This window comes from Bordetella genomosp. 2, assembly GCF_002261345.1.
In the GTDB taxonomy this organism is placed as follows: Bacteria; Pseudomonadota; Gammaproteobacteria; order Burkholderiales; family Burkholderiaceae_B; genus Bordetella_A.
Genome location: NZ_NEVT01000002.1, coordinates 264,115 through 283,154, shown reverse-complemented (window position 1 = coordinate 283,154; position 19,040 = coordinate 264,115). Strand labels below are relative to the sequence as shown.

The 19,040-nt window shown below is 69.3% G+C and carries 19 protein-coding genes and 1 pseudogene; 11 read left to right on the top strand and 9 right to left on the bottom strand.

The features are described 5' to 3' along the window. The first annotated feature begins 1,069 nt into the window (after nt 1-1,069). From CAL24_RS01865 to CAL24_RS01845, 5 genes are all read left to right on the top strand, one after another. On the top strand, nt 1,070-1,819 hold the full coding sequence (locus tag CAL24_RS01865; RefSeq protein ID WP_028354660.1) for a GntR family transcriptional regulator: 750 nt from the start codon (nt 1,070-1,072) through the stop codon (nt 1,817-1,819). After that, on the top strand, nt 1,816-3,030 hold the full coding sequence (locus CAL24_RS01860; RefSeq protein WP_094805573.1) for a CaiB/BaiF CoA transferase family protein: 1,215 nt from the start codon (nt 1,816-1,818) through the stop codon (nt 3,028-3,030). The genes CAL24_RS01865 and CAL24_RS01860 overlap by 4 nt, the downstream gene beginning before the upstream one ends. A 40-nt stretch (nt 3,031-3,070) precedes the next feature. Further along, nucleotides 3,071-4,624, top strand: a complete 1,554-nt coding sequence (locus CAL24_RS01855; protein WP_094805572.1) for an acyl-CoA carboxylase subunit beta — start codon at nt 3,071-3,073, stop codon at nt 4,622-4,624. 88 nt (nt 4,625-4,712) lie between these two features. After that, nucleotides 4,713-5,702 carry a Bug family tripartite tricarboxylate transporter substrate binding protein gene (locus CAL24_RS01850; RefSeq protein WP_141218038.1) on the top strand — a complete coding sequence of 330 codons (990 nt, stop codon included), beginning with the start codon at nt 4,713-4,715 and terminating at the stop codon, nt 5,700-5,702. 37 nt (nt 5,703-5,739) lie between these two features. Next, the gene (locus CAL24_RS01845; RefSeq protein ID WP_094805571.1) at nt 5,740-5,961 is read left to right on the top strand and encodes a biotin/lipoyl-binding carrier protein; all 222 of its coding nucleotides are present in this window, start codon (nt 5,740-5,742) and stop codon (nt 5,959-5,961) included. Between the two features lie 18 nt (nt 5,962-5,979). Here the strand turns inward: CAL24_RS01845 and CAL24_RS01840 are convergent, their stop codons facing one another. Next, complete coding sequence (locus CAL24_RS01840) at nt 5,980-6,279, bottom strand: hypothetical protein (RefSeq protein WP_141218037.1); 300 nt, start codon at nt 6,277-6,279, stop codon at nt 5,980-5,982. Between the two features lie 144 nt (nt 6,280-6,423). Between CAL24_RS01840 and CAL24_RS01835 the strand changes: the two genes are divergently transcribed. The 4 genes from CAL24_RS01835 (at nt 6,424) to CAL24_RS01820 (ending at nt 9,946) form a co-directional block, all read left to right on the top strand. After that, nucleotides 6,424-7,224 (top strand): alpha/beta fold hydrolase, encoded by an 801-nt coding sequence (locus CAL24_RS01835; protein ID WP_094805569.1) that lies wholly within the window; start codon nt 6,424-6,426, stop codon nt 7,222-7,224. Between the two features lie 66 nt (nt 7,225-7,290). Next, nucleotides 7,291-8,739, top strand: a complete 1,449-nt coding sequence (locus CAL24_RS01830) for a sensor histidine kinase (RefSeq protein WP_094805568.1) — start codon at nt 7,291-7,293, stop codon at nt 8,737-8,739. Next, nucleotides 8,736-9,353, top strand: a complete 618-nt coding sequence (locus CAL24_RS01825; RefSeq protein ID WP_094805606.1) for a response regulator transcription factor — start codon at nt 8,736-8,738, stop codon at nt 9,351-9,353. The genes CAL24_RS01830 and CAL24_RS01825 overlap by 4 nt, the downstream gene beginning before the upstream one ends. 110 nt (nt 9,354-9,463) lie before the next feature. After that, nucleotides 9,464-9,946 carry a GlcG/HbpS family heme-binding protein gene (locus CAL24_RS01820; protein ID WP_094805605.1) on the top strand — a complete coding sequence of 161 codons (483 nt, stop codon included), beginning with the start codon at nt 9,464-9,466 and terminating at the stop codon, nt 9,944-9,946. A gap of 16 nt (nt 9,947-9,962) precedes the next feature. On the opposite strand, the gene CAL24_RS01815 is transcribed toward CAL24_RS01820, so the two are convergent. From CAL24_RS01815 to CAL24_RS01780, 8 genes are all read right to left on the bottom strand, one after another. Further along, nucleotides 9,963-11,921: a sigma-54-dependent Fis family transcriptional regulator gene (locus CAL24_RS01815; protein WP_094805567.1), complete on the bottom strand. Its 1,959-nt coding sequence runs from the start codon at nt 11,919-11,921 to the stop codon at nt 9,963-9,965. A gap of 152 nt (nt 11,922-12,073) precedes the next feature. After that, nucleotides 12,074-13,648: a GMC family oxidoreductase gene (locus CAL24_RS01810; RefSeq protein ID WP_094805566.1), complete on the bottom strand. Its 1,575-nt coding sequence runs from the start codon at nt 13,646-13,648 to the stop codon at nt 12,074-12,076. A gap of 36 nt (nt 13,649-13,684) precedes the next feature. Further along, on the bottom strand, nt 13,685-14,275 hold the full coding sequence (locus tag CAL24_RS01805) for a twin-arginine translocation signal domain-containing protein (RefSeq protein ID WP_212591720.1): 591 nt from the start codon (nt 14,273-14,275) through the stop codon (nt 13,685-13,687). A 77-nt stretch (nt 14,276-14,352) separates the two neighbouring features. Next, the gene (locus tag CAL24_RS01800) at nt 14,353-15,057 is read right to left on the bottom strand and encodes a lipoate--protein ligase family protein (RefSeq protein WP_094805565.1); all 705 of its coding nucleotides are present in this window, start codon (nt 15,055-15,057) and stop codon (nt 14,353-14,355) included. After that, nucleotides 15,054-15,749 carry a dihydrolipoamide acetyltransferase family protein gene (locus tag CAL24_RS01795; RefSeq protein WP_094805564.1) on the bottom strand — a complete coding sequence of 232 codons (696 nt, stop codon included), beginning with the start codon at nt 15,747-15,749 and terminating at the stop codon, nt 15,054-15,056. Before CAL24_RS01795 ends, CAL24_RS01800 begins: the two co-directional genes overlap by 4 nt. Before the next feature lie 4 nt (nt 15,750-15,753). Continuing rightward, nucleotides 15,754-15,999 carry a lipoyl domain-containing protein gene (locus tag CAL24_RS01790; protein ID WP_094805563.1) on the bottom strand — a complete coding sequence of 82 codons (246 nt, stop codon included), beginning with the start codon at nt 15,997-15,999 and terminating at the stop codon, nt 15,754-15,756. A gap of 1 nt (nt 16,000) precedes the next feature. Then, a complete protein-coding gene (locus CAL24_RS01785) occupies nt 16,001-17,059 on the bottom strand; it encodes an alpha-ketoacid dehydrogenase subunit beta (protein WP_094805562.1) in 1,059 nt (352 codons plus the stop codon). 36 nt (nt 17,060-17,095) lie between these two features. Further along, complete coding sequence (locus tag CAL24_RS01780; protein WP_094805561.1) at nt 17,096-18,103, bottom strand: thiamine pyrophosphate-dependent dehydrogenase E1 component subunit alpha; 1,008 nt, start codon at nt 18,101-18,103, stop codon at nt 17,096-17,098. Nucleotides 18,104-18,475: 372 nt separating this feature from the next. On the opposite strand from CAL24_RS01780, the pseudogene CAL24_RS24410 reads away from it, so the two are divergent. Beyond that, nucleotides 18,476-18,598, top strand: a pseudogene (locus tag CAL24_RS24410) (hypothetical protein); the annotation flags it as partial. Between the two features lie 154 nt (nt 18,599-18,752). Then, nucleotides 18,753-18,947 (top strand): hypothetical protein, encoded by a 195-nt coding sequence (locus tag CAL24_RS24405; protein WP_349290564.1) that lies wholly within the window; start codon nt 18,753-18,755, stop codon nt 18,945-18,947. Nucleotides 18,948-19,040: the final 93 nt, after the last annotated feature.

The window sequence follows — 19,040 nt, the reverse complement described above, 5'->3', positions numbered from 1 at the left end:
TAGCCAGTCTTCAGCTTAGACCGGGATACGGCCCCGGTTCAACCCGGCGGCGGCCACGCGGTGGACGCGACAACGGCCGCGAAAAAAGAAGCCCCGGCCAGGCCGGGGCGAATCACTTCAAGACTCTGCTCAGGCCGCTCTGATCCTGGAGCAAGTGGGATTGTCACATGACAGTAAATAATAATCAATATCAATTGTGGGTTTCTCTTGGCTGGGGTTTTGGTGGTTTTCTTGGTGTTGTCTTCTCTTATAGGACGGGGGCTTGCTCGTAGGGCGTCCTGGGCGGGGCTGGCAGTGCGGGCCGGCCACATCGCTCGGCTCGGGCGCGCCACCAGGCGCCCTCGGCCCCCTGCGGGGGCTCCCCTCCCTCCAACTGGCCGGCCCGCACTGCCAGCCCCGCCCAGGACTCACAGCCGCGGCATGCGTCCGGTCCGCTGCAAGGCATTGCACGTTGGTGGTGGACGGCGATGCTGCGCGGTGGGTGTCAGACACCCCTTGCGGCACTCCCGCCTATTTGCCCCACTGACCCAGGGGTGTCTGACACCTGGAAGCCGACGCACGGCATAAACCTACGGACACGACCCTGCGCATAGGTGTCAGACACCCCTTGCGGCACCCCCACCTATCTGCGCCGCTGACCCAGGGGGTGTCTGACACCTGAAAGCCGACGCAAGGCATAAACCTACGGACACGACCCTGCGCGTAGGTGTCAGACACCCCTTGCGGCATTCCCGCCTACCTGCACCACTGACCCAGGGGTGTCTGACACCTGGAAGCCGACGCAAGCCATAAGACCCGAACCCGAGATATTGCGAGCCCGCGCCTGCCGGTGAGGCCCGGGCGGCCAGTTGGAGCGAGGGGAGCCCCCGCAGGGGGCCGAGGGCGCCTGGGGGCGCGCCCGAGCCGAGCGACGTGGCCGCCCGGGCCTCCCCGGCAGGCGCGGGCGTCTCAAGAACTCAAAACGGCCATACATCCAGCCTCCCCAAGCCATCCCCAAAAAATCGTAGGATTGTTAACAATCCAATTGTGCTCTAACATCACCCTCAGTAACCTGACCCGCATCCCCGCCGTGCCCAGACCCAGCCAGCTGCTCACCGACCTCGAAAACGCCGTAGCCTTCCGCCTGTTCGAAGGCCGCCAGAACACGCCCACGCTCACCGTGCCGGAGCAGATCGCCGCGCAAGTGGGCGACGCCATCATCAAGGGCAAGCTGCGACCCGGCGAAGCCCTGAACGAACAGCGCCTGGCGGACTCGTTCCACGTCAGCCGCGGCCCGGTGCGCGACGCCATCCGCATCCTCGAACGCGAAGGCCTGGCCACCATCTATCCGCGCCGCGGCGCGGTAGTCACCGACCTGACATTGGACGAAGTGCGCGAGATCTTCGAGATCCGCGTCGGCCTGCTCGAAATCGTCGCCCGCAAAATCGCCGCCAACCACAGCCCCGAATACCTGGCCACCCTGCGCGCCGGAGTCGAAAAACTCGAAACCCTGGCCCGCATCGCCGACGACCGCGGCCAATACGCCGAAACCTCCTACCGGCTGTCGATCCTGTCGGTGCGCAACTGCGACAACCAGCGGCTGACCCAGATGCTCACCGCCCTGTCGCTGCAGACGCTGCGCTACTCGTACATCAGCCTGGCGCCCATCGAACGCCGCCAGGCGTCGGCCGCGCTGTGGCGCAAGGGCCTCGACGCGCTGGAACGCGGCGACACCAAGACGTATATCGCCATCTCGCGCCAGCGGGTCGAGGAATCCGGCCGCGCCGTCGTGCGGCGCCTTTCCGAAAGCGCCCAGGAACCCGCACGGAGACGCGCATGACCGCTGCCTCGCCCGGCCCGCTGGCGGGCCTCAAGGTCGTGGAGATCTGCTCCACCATTGCCGGGCCGGCCTGCGCCCGCCTGATGGCCGACTTCGGCGCCGAAGTCACCAAGGTCGAACCCCTGGAAGGCGACGGCGTGCGCCAGATGGGCAAGCACGTCGAGGACGTCTCGCTGTACGCGGCCACCATCCTGCGCGGCAAGCGCTCGGTGGCGCTGGACCTGAAATCCGCGCAGGGCCGCGCCATCACGCGCGCCCTGATCGACCGCGCCGACATCCTGGTCGAGAACAACCGCCCCGGCGTCATGGAGCGCCTGGGCCTGGACTACGAGACCCTGTCGGCCAGCAACCCGGGCCTGGTCATGGTGCGCATCAGCGGCTACGGGCAGGACGGCCCCTACGCCAGCCGGCCGGGCTACGGCGCCATCTGCGAGGCCTTCGGCGGCGTGCGCCACATGACCGGCGACCCGGACCGGCCGCCGGCGCGCGTCGCGCTGGCCACCACCGACTACCTGACCGCCGTGTACGCGGCCTTCGGCGCGCTGATGGCCATCCACGAACGCAGCCGCACCGGCCTGGGCCAGGTCGTGGACGCGGCCTTGTACGAAACCGCGTTCAGCCAGATGGAACCGTACGTCCCGGCGTTCGAGAAGCTGGGCTTCGTGCCGAAACGGGTCGGACCCAATCTGCCCACCATGGCGCCCAACAGCCTGTACCCCAGCGCCGACGGCGCGTGGGTGCTGATCGCCGCCAACAGCAACCTCGTCTTCAGCCGGCTCGCGCATGCCATGGGCCAGCCCGGACTGCTCGCCGACCCGCGCTTCGCCACCATCCGCGCGCGCGGCGAACGGCAGAACATGGCCGCGCTGGACGCCATCATCGGCGAGTGGACGCGCCAGCACGACGCGGCGTCGCTCGAACAGCTGCTGATCGCCGAGTCCATCCCGGCCTCGCGCATCTACACCATCGCCGACATCTACGACGACCCGCATTATGCCGAGCGCGACATGCTGGTGCAGGTGCCGCATGCCTCGCTGGGCCACACCACGCAGGCCGGCGTGGTGCCCAAGCTGTCGCGCACGCCGGGCCACATCCGCCACAGCGGCCCCGACCTGGGCGCGGACACCGAGGCCGTGCTGCGCGAACTGGGCATGAGCCCCGCCGAGATCCAGGCGCTGCAGGCGCAACAAATCATCAAGACCCGCCCATGAACACTACAACGCCAGGGCAGGCACTGTCGGAGAGCAGGCAATGGAACAGAGGCACGACGCAACCGCCGGACAGGACTGGGAAGCGGAACTGCGGGAACTGGCGGCGCGGCGCGAGCAGGCGGCCGCCATGGGCGGCCCCGAAGCGCTGGCCAGGCACAAGGCGCGCGGCCGCCTGAATGCCCGCGAGCGCATCGCGCTATTGTGCGATGCCGGCACGTTCCGCGAGCTGGGCCGCATCGCCGGCAAGGGCCGCTATGACGCGGACGGCTTCTTCCAGTCGCTGTCGCCGGTCAACGCCATCATCGGCTCCGGGCGCATCGACGGCCGCAAGGCCATGATCTCGGCCGACGACTACACGCTGCGCGCCGGCTCCTCCGAAGCCACCATCTCCGACAAATGGATCTACGCCGAACGCATGGCGCTGGACCTGCAGATGCCCCTGGTGCGCCTGGTGGACACCGCCGGCGGCAGCGTCAAGCTGCTGGAGCAGCAGGGCAGCAGCAAGATCCCCGGCTACCCCACCTGGCCGGTGGTGCCCCTGCTCGACGCCGTGCCGGTGGTGGGCGTGGCGCTGGGCGCCTGCGCTGGGCTGGGCGCCATCAAAGTGCTGATGTCGCATTTTTCGGTCATGGTGCGCGACCAGGCGCAGGTCTTCGCCGCCGGGCCGCCGGTGGTCAAGCAGGCCTACGGCATCGACATCGACAAGAACGAGCTGGGCGGCTACCAGGTGCACCGCCGCAGCGCGCTGGTGCACAACGAAGCCGCCAGCGAGGCCGATGCCTTCGAGCAGGTGCGGCGCTTCCTGTCATACGTGCCGCGCCATGCCGGGCTGATGGCCGAGCGCATCGCCACCGACGACCCGCCCGGCCGCGCCGACGACTGGCTGAAGAACGCCATTCCGAAAGACCGCCGCAAGGTCTACGATCCGCGCAAGATCCTCGCCTCCGTATTCGACCGCGACAGCCTGTTCGAGATCGGCCGCCACCAGGGCGGCTCGACCATCACCGCGCTGGCGCGGCTGCACGGCTACCCGGTGGGCGTGCTGTGCAGCGACCCGCGCGTCTCGGGCGGCGCCATGACCACCGCCTCGGCCTGGAAGATCGAGCGGCACGTCAAGCTGTGCCAGACCTTCAACCTGCCCGTGGTGCACCTGGTGGACCAGCCAGGCAACGCGACCGGGCCGGAAGCCGAGCTCAGCGGCACGCTGCTGGGCGCAGTGCGGGTGCTGACCACGATCGAGAAGGCCACCATCCCGTGGGTGTCGATCATCATGCGGCGCGCCTTCGGCATGGCCGGCGGCCTGCACGCCCCCAAGCATTTCCCCCGGCTCAACCACCGTTTCGCCTGGCCCTCGGCGCGCTGGGGCTCGATTCCCATCGAGGGCGGGGTGGCGGCGGCGCACCGCAACGAAATCGCGTCCGCCGACGACCCGGCGGCCGAGCAGGCGCGGCTGGAAGCCTACTACCACCGCATCGCGTCGCCGTTCCGCACCGCCGAGAAATTCGGCATGCTGGATGTGATCGACCCGCGCGAAACGCGCGACGTGCTGTGCGACTGGGTGGAGGACGCCTGGGAAGTGCTCAAGGCCCGCTGATCCGCGGCGGGTTGCGGTTTTCGACAACGACGGACGGCCGTCGCCCGGGGCCACCCTGCCGGCGAGCCGACCGCAAGGAGACACGATGATGAATGCGTTACTTCGCAGCATGATGGTGTGGACGGCCTGCGTGGCGGCGACCTTCGGCTGGCCCGCGCAGGCCCAGTCATGGCAGCCGCGGCACAGTGTAGAGTTCGTGGTGCCGGCCGGGCCGGGCGCCGCCCTGGACACCGCCGCGCGCGAGCTGCAGCGGCTGCTCGAACAGCAAAAGGTGCTGGACCAGACGCTGGTCATCTCCAACAAGCCCGGCGGCAGCGGCGCGGTGGGCCTGCAGACCCTGCGCGCCCATCCCGGCGACGCGCACTGGCTGGGCACCTTCAGCACCGGCATGATCAGCGCCCGCGTGCTGCATCCCGATGCCTTGTCATACGCCGAGATGACGCCCATCGCCCTGCTGCTGGAAGAGTCCATGCTGGTGGCGGTGCGCGCCGACTCGCCATTCAAGAACGTGCACGACCTGGTGGCGCAGCTGAAGCAGAAGCCCGACTCGCTGTCGATCGCCGTGGCCACCTCGGTGGGCAACCACATCCACCTGGCGATCGCCAAGCCGCTCAAGCAGGCCGGCGTGGACATCACCAAGCTGGTCATCGTGCCGTACAAATCGTCCGGCGAATCCATCACGGCGCTGCTGGGCGGCCACGTCGACGTGGTGTCGGCCTCGTCGCCCAATGTGCTGTCGCAGTACAAGGCCGGCACCATCCGCCTGCTGGCGGTGACCACGGCCGAGCGGCTGCCCGGCCAGCTGGCCGCGGTGCCGACCTGGAAGGAACAGGGCATCGACGCGGTCTCGACCTCGGTACAGGGCGTGCTCGGCCCGAAGGACATGACCCCGGCGCAACTGGCGTACTGGGAATCGGCGCTGGCCAAGGTGGCCGCCAGCAAGGAATGGAACGACTTCCTGCAAACCCAGCTGTGGCGGCCGCGCTTCGCGCGGCACGAAGAAATGCGGAAAGTGCTGGACGCCGAATACGCCTCCACGCGCGACCTGCTGCTGGACCTGAAGCTGGCCAAGCCGTGACGGCCGGCCGGCAACCCATCAAACAAGGAGAACCGAAGTGGGACGCGCAAACGTAGTGGCCGAAGTGACCGGCACCGTGTGGAAAATCCAGGCCGAACCGGGCGCCGCCGTCCAGCCCGACGACGTGGTCATGCTGGTCGAGTCGATGAAGATGGAGATTCCCGTGGTGGCCAACGATGCCGGCCGCATCGCGGAGATCCTGGTGCGCGAAGGCGAGATGGTCCAGGAAGGGCAGACCGTGGCGGTGGTCGCCACCTGAGGCCTGCCCGCGCCCGGCTTATCGATAGGACAGCGTCACCACATAGGCCTGCGGACGCCCCGGCAGCGCGGCAGTGACGCGCGGCAGCGGCTGGATGCTGACATGCGGCGCTTGCGGCGCCGCCGCGGGCGCCGCAGGGTGGTGACAGGCCGCGTCCGCCCTGGTGCCGGCCTGCCGCAGGCTGACCTGCGCCTGGCAACTGGCCGGCACCACAATGCTGCCCACGAAGTGGATCCTGCCGCCCGCGCCCGCCGCGATTCCCGGCATGGCCAATGCCGCCATCGCCACGCCTGCCCATAGTGCTCGCGCTTCTTTCATACCAGCCTCCTGGTTTGGACCGAATCACGCTCACGCCATCACGGCGCCTTCACTCAGGCTTACGTCATCGGACAGTCCACACTTAAGCGCCGGCGACCGGCGGGCATGTAATATTGACGCATTAATTGTTGCAATGCCAGCTTCATGACGGCCCTCATCACGCACGACGCCTATATCGACACTGCTCAAGGCAGGCTCTACACCCGGCGCTGGACGCCCGCCGCGGACCTGCCCGACGGCCCGGCGCCGATCGTGCTGTTGCACGACTCGCTGGGATGCGTGGCGCTGTGGCGCGACTTCCCCGAGCGCCTGGCGCTGGCGACCGGGCGCAGCGTCATCGCGTACGACCGCCTGGGCTTCGGGCAATCCGACCCGCATCCGGGCACGCTGGACAGCCGCTTCGTGCACCAGGAGGCCCATGACGGCTTCCGCCGGCTGCGCGAGCAGCTCGGCCTGGAGCGATTCGTCCTGTTCGGCCACAGCGTCGGCGGCGGCATGGCGATCGTCTGCGCCGCCGAATACGGCGCGGCGTGCCAGGGCCTGGTCACCGAATCGGCGCAGGCCTTCGCCGAAGAACACACGCTGGCGGGCATCCGGCAGGCCCGCCAGGACTTCGCCCAGCCGGGCCAGCTCGAGCGCCTGCAGAAGTACCACGGCGACAAGGCGGCATGGGTGCTGAGCGCCTGGGTCGACACCTGGCTGTCGCCGGAATTCGCGGCCTGGAACCTGGACGGCGACCTGCGCCGCGTGCGCTGCCCGGCACTGGCCCTGCACGGCGACCAGGACGAATATGGGTCCCTGTACCACCCGGCGCACATCGCCGCCCTGGCCCGCGGCCGCCAGGAGATCCTGCCCGGCTGCGGCCATGTGCCGCATCGCGAACAGGAAAGCGCCGTGCTGGACATCGTCGCGCGCTGGCTGGCCGAGGCGACGCCCGCCCGCTAGCGCCGCGCCCTCCGTAGCCGTACGGAACCCGGCGCCGGGGCGCCCGATGCGATAATCCCGACCACCATGTCCCGGTCATTTCCGCCGGCGGCCATTGCCTGGCTGCTGCTCCTGATTCTCGGCGTCGCCGGCATCGGCCTGCAAGACTACGCCGCGCAGCGCGATCGCTTCGTCCAAGACACCAGCATCGCGCACCGCATGCTCAGCCAGAAGGCCGTGCAGCACGAAGCCGTGCTCGCCACGCTGGCGGCGCTGTCCCACCCGCCCGCGCCCGAACGCCTGTTCCCCAGCCTGCAACCGGCCTTGCCGCAGTTGCAGGCGGTGGGCCGCCTGGACGCCGGGCAATGGCGCGGCAGCGCGCCACCGCCCGCCGGCCTGGCCGAGGCGGTCGGGCGGGCCGCACAGGCCGGCCAGCCGGTGGCGCTGGCCGCCGGGCCTGCCGCCTACTGGCTGGTGGCGCCCTCGGGCTGGGCGATCCTGCTGGATGCGCGGCAGCTGGTGGCGGACACGGACGTGCCGCCCACGCTCGACGCCCTGAGCCTGGCGTTGCCCGGCGGGCGGCTGGACCTGCTGCCCGCGCGCGGCGACGCGACGGGCCCGGGCTGGCACCTGCAACGCGGCAAGCCGCTGGGCGCGGCCAGCCAGCCGTTCATGCTGCATGGCGCGCGCCGCCTGGCGCCCGCCTCGTGGCCCTGGGCGGCGTGGCTGGCCTGGGCCCTGGCTAGCGCGGCGCTGGTGGCCGGCTGGACCCTCTGGCGGCGCTCGCGCGCCTATGCCCTGCGCGAGCGCGAACAGGCGCGCCTGGCGGCCATCGGCCGGCTCAATACCCTGGGCGAAATGGCCGCCGGCATCGCGCACGAGCTGAACCAGCCGCTGACCGCCATCCTGGCCCATACCGGCGCGGCCCAGCGCCTGCTCGACGATCCGGACGAACAGCCCGAAGTGCGCCGCGCCCTGCAGGCGACAGCCAGCCAGGCGCGCCGCGCGGCGGAGATACTCGGCCGGCTGCGCACCCTGGTCGCGCACGGCCAGCCGGTACAGCGCAGCCAGCTGGCCCCCGACGCGCTGATCGCCTCATTGCGCTTCCTGCGCGAAAGCGAACTGGCGCGGCTGGGCATACGCCTGGACTGGCACAACGCCGATCCCGGCGCGCGCCCGCTGGGCGACCGCGTCGTGCTGGAACAGATCCTGCACAACCTGGTGCAGAATGCCGCCGATGCGCTGGCGACGCGCCCCGCGCCGCGCCGCCTGGACATCGGCGGACAGGTGCGCGACGATGGCCGCTACGTATTCACGGTGCGCGACAACGGACCGGGCATCGCGGCCGACGTGCTGCCGCGCATTTTCGAGCCGTTCTACACCACGCGCAGCCAGGGCATGGGCCTGGGGCTGGCGCTGTGCGAGACCCTGGCCGGGGCCATGGACGCGCACCTGGAAATCCGCAACCGCGACGAGGGCGGCGTGTGCGCGACGCTGGCCCTGCCGCTGCCGGCGACTGCCGCCCGGAGCCCATGAACGATCTCTCGAATCAATCCCCGGTGGTCTATCTGGTCGACGACGACGACGCCGTGCGCGACAGGCTGGCGCTGCTGCTGGCCAGCGTCGGGCTGCGCAGCGCCGGCTTCGGCGACCCGCAGGCCTTCCTGGCGCAGCGGCACGACTACGCGATCGGCTGCCTGGTGCTGGACATCCGCATGCCCGGCATCGGCGGGCTGCAAGTGCTGGAGCAAATGGCCGCCCAGTCCGACCTGCCGGTCATCATGCTGACCGGGCACGCCAATGTCGACCTGTGCCGGCGCGCCTTCAAGACCGGCGCGGTGGAGTTCCTGCAGAAGCCGGTGGACGACGACCAGTTCCTCGACGCGGTGCAGGGCGCGGTGCGCCAGCACATCGCCAGCCGCGAAAAACTGGCCGCCACACGCGAGGCCACCCAGCGGCTGGCCAGACTGTCGGGGCGCGAAGAAGAAGTGCTGCGACGGGTCGTCGAAGGCGTCAGCAACAAGCAGATCGCGCGCGACCTGGGGCTGTCGCCGCGCACCGTGGAAACCTACCGCGCCCATGTGTTCGCCAAGCTCGAGGCCGAGTCCCTGGCGCAGCTGATCCGGCAATACGCCGCCCTGCTGGCCTGAGCCTCCGTAGCGCTACGGAGGCCGTGCCGTGGCCGTGCGCATGGCGGCCGGCGCGCCTCGTCATTAAGCTGTCGGTTCCCTTTCCGATACGCTTCGAGGACACCGACATGATGCGAAAATCCCTTGCCCTGCTCTGCTTTGCCGCCGTTTCGCAGGCCGCCGGCGCGGCCGTGGTCACGACCCACAAGCTGGCCCTGGCCGACGCCCAGAAGCTCGCCACCGAAACCGTGGCGGCATGCCAGGCACAAGGCTACGCGGTGAGCGCCGCCGTGGTCGACGGCAGCGGGCAGCTGCAAGCCTTCGCGCGCGCCGACAACGCCGGCCCGCACACCATCGAAGCCAGCCGCGCCAAGGCCTTCACCTCGGCTTCCGCCAAGGCGCCGACCCTGGCCATCATGGAAAACGCCCAGAAGAACCCCGGCGCCGCCAACCTGACCGACATCCCCGGGTTCCTGCTGCTGGGCGGCGGCGTGCCGCTCAAGCGCGGCGACCAGGTCATCGGCGCCATCGGCGTGGCGGGCGCGCCGGGCGGCCACCTGGACGCCCAGTGCGCCGATGCGGTGCTGGCCAAGAACGCGGCGCTGCTGAAGTAGCGGCGCGCGCCGCCCCCTATTGCTGGCGGGACGACGGCGCGATGCCCAGTTTTTCCATGCGCCGGTAGACCGTGGCGCGCGCCAGACCGAGCTCCCTGGCCACCGACGGCACGTGCCAACGGTGCCGCTGCAGCAAAGCCAGCAATGGCCCGGCCTCGCCGCTGGCCGCGCCGGCGGGCGGCGGCGCCTCGGCACCGGCCGGCAGCGCCACCGGCTCGCGGCCGCCGGTGGCATGCTCGAACAGCTCGGGCGGCAGCGTCTCGAGGGTCAGGTTCCCGTCGTCGCTCATCGCCAGGGCGAAACGCAGCATGTTGCGCAGTTGGCGCACATTGCCGGGCCACGCATAGCCCAGCAGCGCCTGGCGCGCCGCGCCGTCGAAATACGGCGCCACGCCCAGCTCGTGCGCTTCCTGGCCGGCGATCAGGTCGAGCAAGTACTCGCGGTCTTCGCGGTCACGCAAGGCGGGAAGATGCAACGTGGCGCCGCTGAGCCGGTAATACAGGTCTTCGCGGAACGTGCCCTGCGCAATCAGCTGGCGCAGGTCCCGGTGCGAAGCCGCCACCACCCGCAGGTCGACCGGCGTGGGCCGCTGCGCACCCAGCGGCACCACTTCGCGCTCGGACAGCACGCGCAGCAGCCTGCTCTGCAGGTGTATCGGCATGTCGCCGATCTCGTCCAGGAACAGCGTGCCGCCGTCGGCCTGCAGGATCAACCCGCGCTGGCCGTTGGCGCGGGCGCCCGTGAACGTGCCGGCCACGTAGCCGAACAGCTCGCTTTCGATCAGCGTCTCGGGGATCGCCGCGCAGTTGACGGCCACGAACGGCCGCTCGCGCCGCGGGCCCGCCACGTGGATCGCCTTGGCCAGCACCTCCTTGCCCGTACCCGTCTCGCCGTGCACCAGGATATTGACCGGCTTGCTGGCCAGCCGTTGGGCCTGGCCGATCAGGCGCTGCATGGCCGGGTCGTGTCCCGCCAACACCCGCAGCGCCTCGTGCGGCAGGGCCGGCAGTTCGGCCGGCGCGCGCGCCGCCGGCTTGCGGGCGCGCGGCGCGATGGCGTTGACGAAATAGGTCTGGCCGCCGTGCGTGCGCAGCGTCGTGCGCTCGGCGGACGGCGGCATGTGCACCGCTTGCAGGATCTCGCCCAGCGCGGCGTCGAAAATGGCGGTCAGAGGCTGTCCCGTACAGGCGCTCGCGTCGCCGCCGGGCGCCAGCGTGCAGCGGGCATTGCGGTTCATGCCCGCCACCACGCCGTCGGCATCGAAAGCCAACAGGATATCGTTGGCGATATCGACCAGCGACCCGGCCAGGCCCAGGCGCAGTATCCAGTGGTCGCCGAAATAGCTCAGGAAATTGGAGTTCTCGATCATCTGCGCATACATGGCAGTGATCTGCAGGGCCAGGTGCTGGCTTTCCCGCGGGCCGTCGGCCTTGAGCGACGAGACGTCCAGCACCCCCATGAACCCGCCGGTGGGATCGAACAGTGGCGCGCTGTTGCAGGTCAGGGCGATGTGCGACGCATCGAAGTGGTCGGTGCGGTGGCAGGTGACGGCGGCCTGCTCGACGATACAGGTGCCCACGCCGCAGGTACCGGCGCGCAGTTCGCTCCAGTCGGCGCCCAGGTACAGCCCGGCGCGCTTCAGGTCGTTGCGCAAGGCATCGTTGCCGATAAAATCCACCGCCACGCCATCGGCGTCGGTCAGCAGCAGCACGTAGCCCAGCGACGACACGCGCTTGTACAACTGCTCCATGCCGATGCGAGCCACCCCGAGGAACCCTTCGATCTGGTCCTGGTGTTCGCGCAGCTCGTGCGCCTCGAGAATGCGCGCCGGCTCCGGGCGGGTGGGGTCCATGCCGTAATCGTGGACGCAACGCAGCCAGGAGCGCTCGATCTCGTTGGCCGCGACGGCCTGCCCGCCGGCGTTGGCGAGCGTGATGATGCGTTCAATGTGTTCGCGCTGTTCGCTTCGCAGCATGCTTGTCTCCCAGGCCGCGCGCCGCTTCCCGGATCGGGCCCGCTCTTGTGTGGGCCTCTCGTCGTATCGAATCGATGATACACCAGGCGGCCGCCAGCGACGCGGGCGGTGGCGGCCTGTGGCCGGCATCCGTCCCCGCAGCGGCCCGCGCGTCAGATCTCCCGGCGCTGCATCGCGTCGGCAATATACTTGGCCTGCCGGATGGCCAGCGCGACGATGGTCAAGGTCGGGTTGGCGGCCGAGCTGGAGGTGAACTGGCTGCCGTCCGACACGAACAGGTTCTTGACGTCGTGCGCCTGGCCCCATTTGTTCACCACGCCGTCGGACGCCTTGGCGCTCATGCGGTTGGTGCCCATGTTGTGGCTGGCCGGATAGGCCGGCATGTCGATCACCCGGGTGGCGCCCACCGCCTCGGACAGCGCCCGGAACTGCTTGAGGCCATGTGCCGCGATCGCATTGTCGTTGTCGTGATAGGTCTTGGTCACGATGGGCACGGGCAGTCCGTACTGGTCTTTTTCGGTCGGATGCAGCGTGATGCTGTTCTCCTCGCGGGCCAGATCTTCGCCGCATACCCAGATCGCGGTCATGCGATCGTAGTTCTCCAGCGCCGATGCCAGGTCGCGCCCCCAGCCGCCCGGCTTGATGAATGCCGCCGTGTAGGGGAAGCCCAGCGCCAGCCCTTCCAGGTAATACCCGCCGGCGAACCCGCGCTTGGCATTGAGCGGCACCTCGTCGGCCACCACTGCGCCGATGTCGAACCCGCGGTTCATATACACCGGCCCCTTGTGGATCGCGATGGCGGCGGCCGTGGCGTGGTTCATGTAGTTGCGGCCCACCTGGCCCGAACTGTTGGCCAGGCCCTGCGGAAACAGGCTCGAGGCCGAGTTCAGCAGCAGGCGCGGCGATTCGATGGAATTGCCCGCCACACAGACGATGCGGGCGCGCTGCAACTGCTGCTTTCCGTTGCCGTCCACGTACAGCACCCCGGAAGCCTTGCCGTCCTTGTCGTGCTCGATCTTCAGCACCATGCATTCGGGCCGCAGCTCCGCGTTGCCGGTGGCCAGCGCCCTGGGCACCTCGGTATAGAGCGTCGACCATTTCGCGCCGATCTTGCAGCCCTGCATGCAGAAGCCGATCTGCATACACGCCGGTCGGCCGTCATAGGGCGCGGAATTGGTCGCGGCCGGCCGCACGATATTCTTGTAGCCGATGCGCCGCGCGCCTTCGGCCACCACCTTGGCATGGTTGTTGTAGGGCAGCGGCGGCTGGCCGCTGGCCGCCGCCCCGGCCACGCCGATCTTCTTCTCCGCCAGGTCGTAGAAGGGCGCGAGCTCGGCCAGCGTGATGGGCCAGTCCAGCACATTCGCGCCCTCGATGGCGCCATAGGTGCTGCGCGTATGGAAGTCGTGCTCCTGGAAGCGCAACGCCACGCCCGACCAGTGCACGGTCGAGCCGCCCACCGCCTTGACGATCCAGGCGGGCAGGTTGGGATAAGTCTTGGTGTGATGCCAGCCGCCCGCCGAAATGCGCTTGTCGAGCCAGGAGATCTTCTTGAACATGGCCCATTCGTCGTTGACGAAATCGGCCAGGGTGAAATGCTTGCCGGCTTCCAGGATGACGACTTTCACGCCACGCTGGGCCAGCTCGTTGCCCAGCGTGGCACCGCCCGCCCCCGATCCGATGATGACCACGACGTCGCCGTCGTCATGCGCGAACTTGGTATCCATTTTGTCTTCCTCTTGTCGTATTGCCCGGCCGGTGACTCAGAGCCAGTCGATGTCGTCGAAGCCGCGGTTCAGGTAGCCGCCCTTCTGCCAGGACGACCCCTCGTAGCCGAAGAAAGGCCAGACATCCTTGTTGTCGTACAGACTGGTGACCAGGTCGCCGCGGACCCGCTGGAAGAACGGCGTGTCCTGGATCTCCACCAGCAGCGCGACGCGGTCCATTTCCGACGGGATGGCCGCGTAGGCCGCCTTGAAGCGCTGGCGCGCCTGCCGATCCAGGCCGTCGATGCCCTCGCGGATCAGCGCCTTCAGCGCAGCATCCTGGCCCGCCTGGGTTTCGTAGGGATGAATCGCCGCGGCGTAGTACTTGTCGCCCAGCTTGTCGTGCGGGAAGATGTCACGCGCGACCTGCAGCAAGGTGGCCGCGGTGTCGGGCCCCAGCTGCGCGAAATCGGCCGTCAGCGCCGCGCGGGCCGATTGGGCCAGCACCTCGGGCGCGCCCAGGCTCGCCACCAGCGCCGCGCCGGACCCCGCCAGGAAGTTGCGGCGGCTGACCGGCACGCCCTTGCGCACCACGCGCATCGCGACGGCCGGGCCACGGTTGTCCTGCGAGGCGTTCTTGTTGTCCATGTCTGTCTCCTCTATCGATTGATCCGGTTCCGTATGAGTGCTTTTCTTGCCGGCGTGGGCCACATGCCGGCGAACCTTCAATGCGGGCCCAGCAGGTCGAGCAATGCCAGCGACAGCCGCTCGGCCAGGACTTCCATCAGCACGGGCGCCCCCAGCTGTTCCTCGCACGACGTGGTCAGGCGCGCCAGCCGCCGCGCGTCTTCGGCGGGCTGCCCCAGTGCGTCGCACAGCACCGGCCACGCCGGCGCCGACACCAGCGTGCCGGACGCCAGAAGCACGCCCTGTTTGCGCCGCACCTGGGCCAGGCCGACGATCTTGCGGCCACCCACCGCCACTTCCCAGGGCGACAACTCACCGAAGCAGGCCCACGGCACGGAGCCGGCGACATCGTGGTGGCGCACCGCGTCGGGCGACAGCGCATGGGCATCAATGCCCAGGTCGCGCAGCAGGCCCGCATGCAGCACGCCCAGCCACCGATAGCTGGCCACCACGCCGGTGCCCAGCAGAGGATGGTCGGGCGGCAGCAGGATGGAGGCGCTGAGCATCCACGGGCCCGTCAGCACCGCGCCGCCGCCGGCGCCGCGCACCACCAGATCGTCGGCGCCGGGCAGCCGGCAGGCCTGGACCAGGGCGTACTGCCTGCGCCCCAGCACCACGCCCGGCCCCGCGTAGCGCCACAACTGCACGGTGGGGCGCGCGACGGGACGGGCAAGACGCGCCTCGTTCCAGGCCTGTTCCTGTACGCAGCTCGTCACCCGGCAGGCGGACAGGACGGCGTTCATCGCAGCCCCTCCAGGGTTTCCAGGCGCTGTTTCAGCGCCGACAGGAAACACGCGGCCGGATAGCCGTCGATGGCGCGGTGGTCGAACACCAGGTGCAGGCCCATCACGGGCGCCGTGCCCAGCAGGCCGTCCTCGCCGGCCACGGGCACGTGGCGCACCCGGGTCACCCCCAGGATGGCGACCTGCGGCGCGTTGATGATGGGCGTGAAGCTGTCGATCGCCGTCATGCCCAGGTTGCTGACCGTGAACGTGCCGCGTTGGTAGGTGCCAGCCGTCAGCGTGCCGGCGCGCGCGCCCTCGGCCAGATGGCGCGCCTGCTCGGCCAGCTGCGCCACCGACAGGCGGTCGGCCTGGCGGATCACCGGCACCATCAGCCCGTCGTCCAGGCTGACCGCCAGACCCAGGTTGACGTCGGCCTGCGGCGCCACGGCATTGCCCTGCAACAGGGCGTTCATGCGGGGGTGCTCGCGCAGCGTCAGCGCCAAGGCTTTCAGCAGGTAGGGCGTGACCGACCACTTCCGCCCGGCGGCCGCCTCGTCGCGGCGATGCTCCTGCAACAGCGTGACATCGGCGGCGGCATGATGCGCCACCCGCGGAATCTGCCAGCCCGCAGTCATGCCGCGCGCAATGGCGCCGCGCATGCCCGACAGTGGAATGGCCTCGGCGCCGGCCTGTGGCTCGGGGGGGTTCATGGCGCTACTCCGAGATCCGGGCCAACACGGCCTGGCGGCCGAAGTTCGCTTCCGCGGCCACTTCCAGGCTGGCCACGACTCCCGCCACGGGCGCCACGATGTCGTGCGTGGTCTTGACCAGCTCGGCTACCCCCAGCACCTGCCCGGCCTCGACCCGGTCACCCGCCTGCACCTGCCATTCCTGCAGCAGGGCTTCGGTGCCTTCCTCGGTATCGGCCCAGGCGGCATCATCCAGATAAACATCGGCCATGTCAGTTCTCCGTCGTGGTCAGGGTGGCGTGCGCTGCCCCGGACACCAGCGCGCGCGCCGCCTGCGCGATCGCATCGACCTGCGGGATGGCGAACTGCTCGAGGGGCCGGCTGAACGGAATGGGCACGTCGGGCACCGCCAGCCTGCGCACGGGCGCCTTCAGGGCCACGCTATCAAGGTTCTCGGCCACAATGGCGGCGATCTCGCCGGACAGGCCGAAGCTCAGGTAGTCTTCGTCGACGACCAGCAGCCGGCCGGTCCTGGCCACCGAGCGCAGCACGGCCTGCTTGTCCAGCGGCACCAAGGTGCGCAGATCGAGGATCTCGGCGCTGATCCCGTCGGCCTGCAACTGCTCGGCGGCCACCAGCGACTTCTGCACCATCTGGCTCAGCGTCACGATCGTCAGGTCGGCGCCTTCGCGCACCACGGCGGCCTCGCCGAACGGCAGCGCGTACGCTTCGGCGGGCACATGCGTGGTGCTGCCCTCGAAATAGGACATCCACGTCAGGCCCATGATGCCCTTGTGATACAGGAACACCACCGGGTTGTCGTCGCGGATGGCCTGGATCATCAGGCCCTTGGCGTCGTACGCATTGGACGGCACCACCACCTTCAGCCCCGGGACGTGGGCGAAGATGGAATACAGGCATTGCGAGTGCTGCGCCGCGTCGTTGTACCCGCCGCCGATGCCGGTCGTGATCACCAGCGGCACTTTGACCGCGCCGCCCGACATGTAGGTGTTCTTGGCAATGTGGTTATAGATCTGGTCGAAGCACACGCCGAAGAAATCGACGAACATCAGCTCCGAGATGGGCCGCAGGCCTTCGGCCGCCGCGCCCAGCGCCGCGCCCATGAATGCCGTTTCCGAAATGGGCGTGTCCATGATGCGGTCCTTGCCGAACCGGTCGAGCAGGCCCGTAGTCGCGCTGAAGATGCCGCCATACTTGCCGACGTCCTCGCCCATGACGAAGACCCGCTCGTCGCGCTCCATCTCCTGGCCGATGGCCTCCGATATGGCCTGCGCCATGGTGAGTCTGCGTGCTGTTCCTGTATTGCTCATTGCTGTCTCCGGTGTTGTGGGTCGTGGCGCGCCGGCTCAGGCGAACACGTTTTCCAGGGCGGCCTCGGGACGCGGATAGGGGCTGCTGCGGCCGAACTCGTAGGCCGCCTGGACGCGCTCGCCCACCGCCGCGCGCAGGGTCTGGTCGGCCGCGTCGTCCAGCACGCCGTCCGCGCGCAGGCGCGCACCCAGCAAATCGATCGGGTCGCGGGTACGCAGTTGCCGGGCTTCGTCCTTGGGCCGGTAGGTCTCCGGGTCGCCCTGGAAGTGGCCCAGGTAGCGGTCGGTCTTCACCTCGATCAGCGTCGGCCCGTCGCCGCGCCGCGCGCGCGCCACCGCGGCGCCGGCAGCCTCGAACACGCGCACCGGGTCGTTGGTGTCCACCAGCACGCCGGGAATGCCGTAGCCCGGCGCCCGCAAGTCGTTGGACGGCACCGCCGTCGAGTCGGACTTCTCCACCGAAATGCCGTACTTGTTGTCCTCGACGATGAACAACACCGGCAGCTTCCAGAGGGCCGCCAAATTCAGTGCCTCGTGGAACGCCCCCTGGTTGGCCGCGCCCTCGCCGAAGAAAGCCACCGCTACCCAGTCGCGTCCTAGCTTGCGGGCTGCCAGCGCCGCGCCGCAGGCCTGCGGCGCGCCCGCGCCGACGATGCCGCTGCAGGAAAACTTCGTCGGCGGGTGGAACAGGTGCATGTGCCCGCCCTTGCCCTTGCCCAACCCGGTTTCCTTGCCGAACATTTCGGCCGTCATTTCATCGAGCGGCACCCCCTTGGCGATCGCGAAGTGGTGCGGCCGGTGCGCGCCCACCACGGTGTCGTCCGGCGTGAGATGCGCGCACACGCCGACGGCCACTGGCTCCTGCCCGGCCGCCAGGTGCATCTCCCCCGGGACTGGCCCGGCACCGATGTCGAAGGCCAGGCCCTTCTGGATCCTGGGCGGCAACTTGCCCTCCAGATACACCTTGGCCATGGTCTCTTCGTACTCGCGTATCTCGACCATCTTTTCGTACATCCATAGCAACTGCGATCTGCTCGGTGTCATCGCCGTGTCTCCTTGTGTCGTGTCGGTCATCCGTATGGCAAGCAGCCGATACCGTGCAGACACCGATGCAACATCCGTGCCAAGTTCCCGGCAAGGCGCGAAGGCTTGCGGAAAACCGCTGGAAAATGAAGGAGATGGAAGATCCGGGCGGCCCGGGCCGGCCGCCCTCGGGGCGTGGCGAAGCGGGTGGGCCGGCCGTTGTCGCATGGCCGGCCGCGACGATTGTCGCGGACGCGGCGCGACGATCGTCGCGCCGTCAGGCCGTCAGGCCGGCGCCCGCGATGCCCCGCCCGGCATTGCACGAGAGCAATGCCCTAAAACCTGACCCAGACCAACGCCTTGACCCCCGACCCGGCCGATCCGACCTATTCCGTGCAGAATGGCAAGGCGCGCTCGCGCGGGCTGGAGCTGGAAGCCCGCGTGGATCTCGGCGCGCTCCGGGTGCTGGCCACCTACGCGTACACCGATGCCCGCACGGTGCGCAGCAACGACCCCACGCTGGTCGACCAGCGCGTGACCCTCGTGCCGCTGCACAGCGCCTCGCTGTGGACCCGAATACAACCTGACGGCCGCCGGCGCGCCCGGGCTCACCCTGGGAGCCGGGCTGCGCTATGCCAGTTCCACCAATCTGCCGGGCTATGGCGCCGACGTGCCGGGCCGGCTGTTGGTCGACGCGATGGCCGCCTACGAATTCGGCGAACTCGACCCCGGCCTGGCCGGGCTGAGCCTGACGGTGAATGCCCGCAACCTGTTCAACCGCGACTACCTTTCCTGCGCCGGCTCCACCGGCTGCCGCTACGGCGAACCGCGCACGCTGTACGCGACCATGAGCTACCGGTGGTGATGCCGGACACTGCCGCGCGCCGGCAGCAGTTGCCAAAGCGGAGGATTCAATCAATAATTGATATTAGTTCTCATTACAAAAACCGGCGGCGCT